General features: G+C 72.1%; 2 protein-coding genes. Both read left to right on the top strand.

Features of this window, described 5'->3' with window-relative positions:
* Window positions 1–63 precede the first annotated feature (63 nt).
* Window positions 64–2325, top strand: coding sequence for an SDR family NAD(P)-dependent oxidoreductase (locus ABD793_RS42470; RefSeq protein WP_344869553.1), 2262 nt, complete (start codon window positions 64–66; stop codon window positions 2323–2325).
* Window positions 2326–2367: 42 nt separating this feature from the next.
* Window positions 2368–4276, top strand: a 1909-nt coding sequence (locus ABD793_RS42465; RefSeq protein WP_344869554.1) for a type I polyketide synthase, incomplete at its 3' end; no start/stop codon positions are given.

Below are 4276 nucleotides of genomic sequence, written 5' to 3'. Positions count from 1 at the left end.
CAGGCTCGTCAGGCGGTGCGGTTTGGTGATGCGGTTGAGTCGTTGGCTGCGCAGGGTGTTTCGGTGTTTCTGGAGATCGGGCCGGACGGCACGCTGTCGTCGATGGGCCCGGCAGTGCTGCCCGACGCCACCTTCCTTCCCCTGCTGCGCAAGGACTCTCCGGCGCCGAACGCATTCGTCGCGACACTGGCGCGGGCTTACACGCGTGGTCTGCCGGTGACTTGGGAAGCCGTCCTGACCGGGCAGAAGGTCGACCTGCCGACGTACCCGTTCCAGCCGCAGCGCTTCTGGCCGAAGCCACTCTCCGCGACGCCCACCGTGACCGGTGGCAGTGAGGGCGAGGCGCGGTTCTGGGCCGCCGTCGAGCACGGCGACGCCGACCTGCTGACCGAGGCACTGGCGGTCGACGGGGACCGGCCGTTCCGGGAGGTGCTGCCCGCGCTCGCGTCGTGGCGCCGCCGGGAACGCGACGACTCCACGACGGCCGCCTGGCGTTACCGGATCATCTGGGAACCGGTCACCGAAGCCAAGGCCGCACTCGACGGAACGTGGCTGGTGGTCGCCGATCCCGCGCGAAACACGAATGACTGCGTGCGTGCGCTCACCACAGCGGGCGCCGAGGTGGTCGAGGCCGGATTCGACGCTGTGCACGCGGGCGAGTTCGCCGGGATCGTGGCGCTGCCCGCGGCCGGGGACGAGCCGGTGCCGGGCTTCCCGGTCGTGCCACAGGGCATCGGCCAGGTGCTGGCCCTGGTACAGGAAGGTCTCGACGCGCCGCTGTGGGTCGTCACCGAGGGCGCGGTCGCGGCCGGGCCGGGCGAGGCCGTGGCGGATCCGGCGCAGGCGCAGATCTGGGGCCTCGGCCGCGTGGCCGCACTGGAGTTCCCCGAGCGCTGGGGCGGGCTGGTCGACCTCGACGGCGACGCGGCGAAGCTGGCCGCGGTGCTGTCCGGTGCCGAGGACCAGGTCGCGGTCCGGCCGTCCGGACTGCTGGCCCGACGGCTGGTGCGTGCGCCGCGTGCGGAGCTGACGCGCACCTGGCAGCCGCGCGGCAGCACGCTCATCACCGGGGGCACCGGCGGGATCGGTGCTCACCTAGGCCGCTGGATCGCCGGGCGTGGGGCACCGGAACTGGCGCTGACCAGCCGGTCCGGTCCGGCGGCCGCGGGGGTGGCCGAGCTGGCCGCCGAACTCGCCGGCCAGGGCAGCGCGGTCCAGGTCCTCGCGTGCGACACCGCCGAACGGACGCAGGTCGCGGCAGTGCTGGACCGGCTGCCCGGCCTCACCGCCGTGGTGCACGCGGCCGGGATCGGGCAGACCACCCCGACCGCGGAGGTCACGCTCGAGGAGCACACCCGGGTGGTCGCAGCGAAGGTCGCGGGTGCGCGGTGGCTGGACGAGCTGACCGGTGACCTGGACGTGTTCGTGCTGTTCTCGTCCATCGCGGCGACCTGGGGCAGTGCGCGCCAACCCGCCTACGCTGCGGGAAACGCCTACCTCGACGCGCTCGCGGTGAACCGGCGGACACGAGGCCGGGCGGCCACCTCGGTGGCGTGGGGCCTGTGGGACGGCGCAGGCATGGGCGCGGGTGCGGCGGGCGAGGAGTTCGCCCGCCGCGGGCTCGGGATGATGGATCCCCGCCGCGCGATCGGTGCACTCGCGCAGGCGGTGGACGGCGGGGACACCGCGGTTGCGGTCGCGGACGTGGACTGGGCACGGTTCGCCCCGGCATTCACGGTGCGGCGGCCCAGCCCGCTGCTCGGCTCCCTTCCGGAGGCGTGCACCGCCGAGGAACCGGTACCGGTGGCGGACGACGGATTCGCGCAGCGGATCACCGGTATGTCCACAGTGGATCAGCAGCGGACGTTGGTGGACCTGGTGCGCGGCGAGGCCGCGGCAGCGCTTGGCTTCACCGACACCGGCCAGCTCGAGCCGGACCGGGCGTTCAAGGACCTCGGGTTCGACTCGCTGACCGCGATCGAACTGCGGAACCGGTTGAGTGCGTGCACCGGACTGGCCTTGCCCGCAACGCTGGTGTTCGACCATCCTTCGCCGGGCGCGCTCGCCGGATTCCTGCGGGCGGAGCTGGTCGGCGACTCCGCGGAAGCGGAGCTGCCCGAGCAGCTCGACCGGTTCGAGGCGCTGCTGGCCGGCGCCGAGCCGGACGAGCGCACGCACGAGCTGGTCACGGCGCGGCTGCAGCGGGTGCTGGCGGCGTGGACGGACCGCGCCGGTGGCGGGGACGAGGTCGCGAGCCGGATCGAGGCGGCGACCGACGACGAGATGTTCGACTTCATCAACACCGAGCTCGGCCGGTCGGAATGACCAGGCGGGCACTGCGGTGCGGCGAGGGTGAGTGAGGCGACGGTGGCGGACGAAGACAAACTGCGCGACTATCTGAAGTGGACGGTCACCAACCTCCACGACACCCAGCGGCAGCTGCGGGAGGTCCAGGAACGCGGCCGCGAGCCGATCGCGGTCGTGGGCATGGGCTGCCGGCTGCCCGGCGGTGTGCGCGGCCCCGGCGACCTGTGGGAGCTGGTCGCCACCGGCGGCGACGCGATCTCGGATTTCCCGTCCGACCGTGGCTGGGAGGAGGCCGGCGACTACGCACGTCAGGGCGGTTTCGTCCATGACGCGGCCGATTTCGACGCCGGGTTCTTCGGGATCTCACCGCGGGAAGCGTTGGCGATGGATCCGCAGCAGCGGCTGTTGCTGGAGGTCACGTGGGAGGCGCTGGAGCGGGCCGGGATCGATCCGCAGACGTTGCGCGGTTCGCGCACGGGTGTGTTCGCCGGCGCCGCCACGTCCGGTTACGCCGCCGGGTTCGCCGGTAACAGCACCGGTGCCGAGGGCTATCTCATGACCGGTAACGCGGGCAGCGTGATCTCCGGCCGGGTCTCGTACACGCTCGGCCTTGAAGGTCCGGCGGTCACGGTGGACACGGCGTGTTCGTCTTCGCTGGTGGCGTTGCATCTGGCGGTGCAGGCGCTGCGGCAGCAGGAGTGTGGCCTCGCGCTCGTCGGCGGTGTCACGGTGATGGCGACTGCCGGGACGTTTGCGGAGTTTTCCCGGCAGCAAGGGCTTTCCGCGGACGGTCGGTGTCGTTCGTTCTCCGCGGACGCGGACGGGACCGGCTGGTCCGAAGGCGCCGGGGTACTCGTGGTGGAGCGGCTCTCCGACGCTCGCCGCAACGGTCACCACGTGCTCGCCGTGGTGACCGGCACCGCGGTCAACCAGGACGGCGCGTCGAACGGTCTCACCGCGCCCAACGGACCGTCGCAGCGACGCGTGATCCGCGCAGCGCTGGACAGCGCGCACCTGTCGGCGGCGGACGTCGACGTCGTCGAGGCGCACGGTACTGGGACGACGTTGGGTGATCCGATTGAGGCGCAGGCGGTGTTGTCGACTTATGGTCAGGGTCGTGCCGAGCCGTTGTGGTTGGGTTCGCTGAAGTCGAACTTGGGGCATGCGCAGCAGGCTGCTGGTGTGGCCGGTGTGATCAAGATGGTGCAGGCACTGAAGCATTCGCGGTTGCCCCGGACCCTGCACGCCGATGAACCGACACCGCACGTGGACTGGAGCGCCGGGAACGTCCGGCTGCTGCAGGAAGACGTCGACTGGGCGGTGGGTGAGCGGCCTCGGCGGGCGGGTGTGTCGGCGTTCGGGATGAGCGGGACCAATGCGCACGTGATCGTCGAGGATGCGCCTGCCGAGGAGCCCGAGCCGGTCGAACGGCCGGAGCCGGTGGTGCGGACCGACGTGGTGGCGTGGCCGGTCTCGGGACGCGGCGAGGCATTGGCGGCACAGGCCACCCGGCTGCGGGACCAGCTGGCTGCGCACCCCGCCGAGGCGGCGGACGTGGCGTGGTCGCTGGCCACGACCCGGTCGGCGTTCGAACAGCGGGCGGTGGTGCTCGGGACCGGTGACCAGCTGACCGCCGGGTTGGCGGCGCTGGCCGAGGGGCAACCCGCGCCCGGTGTCGTGCGCGGCGTTGGCGCAGCGCAGGGGAAGACAGTCTTTGTGTTTCCGGGTCAGGGTAGTCAGTGGGCCGGGATGGGTCGGGAGTTGGCTGCTGCGTCCCCGGTGTTCGCTGCGCGGCTGGCCGAGTGTCGTGCGGCCCTGGCGCCGTATGTGGATGTGGACGCCGCGCTGGTCGGTGAGTTGGTGGGTGCGGATGTGGTGCAGCCTGCGTTGTGGGCGGTGATGGTGTCGTTGGCGGAGGTGTGGCGGGCTGCGGGTGTGGAGCCGGATGCGGTGGTGGGTCATTCGCAGG

The organism is Amycolatopsis ultiminotia, assembly GCF_039536925.1.
Lineage (GTDB): Bacteria > Actinomycetota > Actinomycetes > Mycobacteriales > Pseudonocardiaceae > Amycolatopsis > Amycolatopsis ultiminotia.
This window is presented reverse-complemented; position numbering and strand designations above follow the sequence as displayed.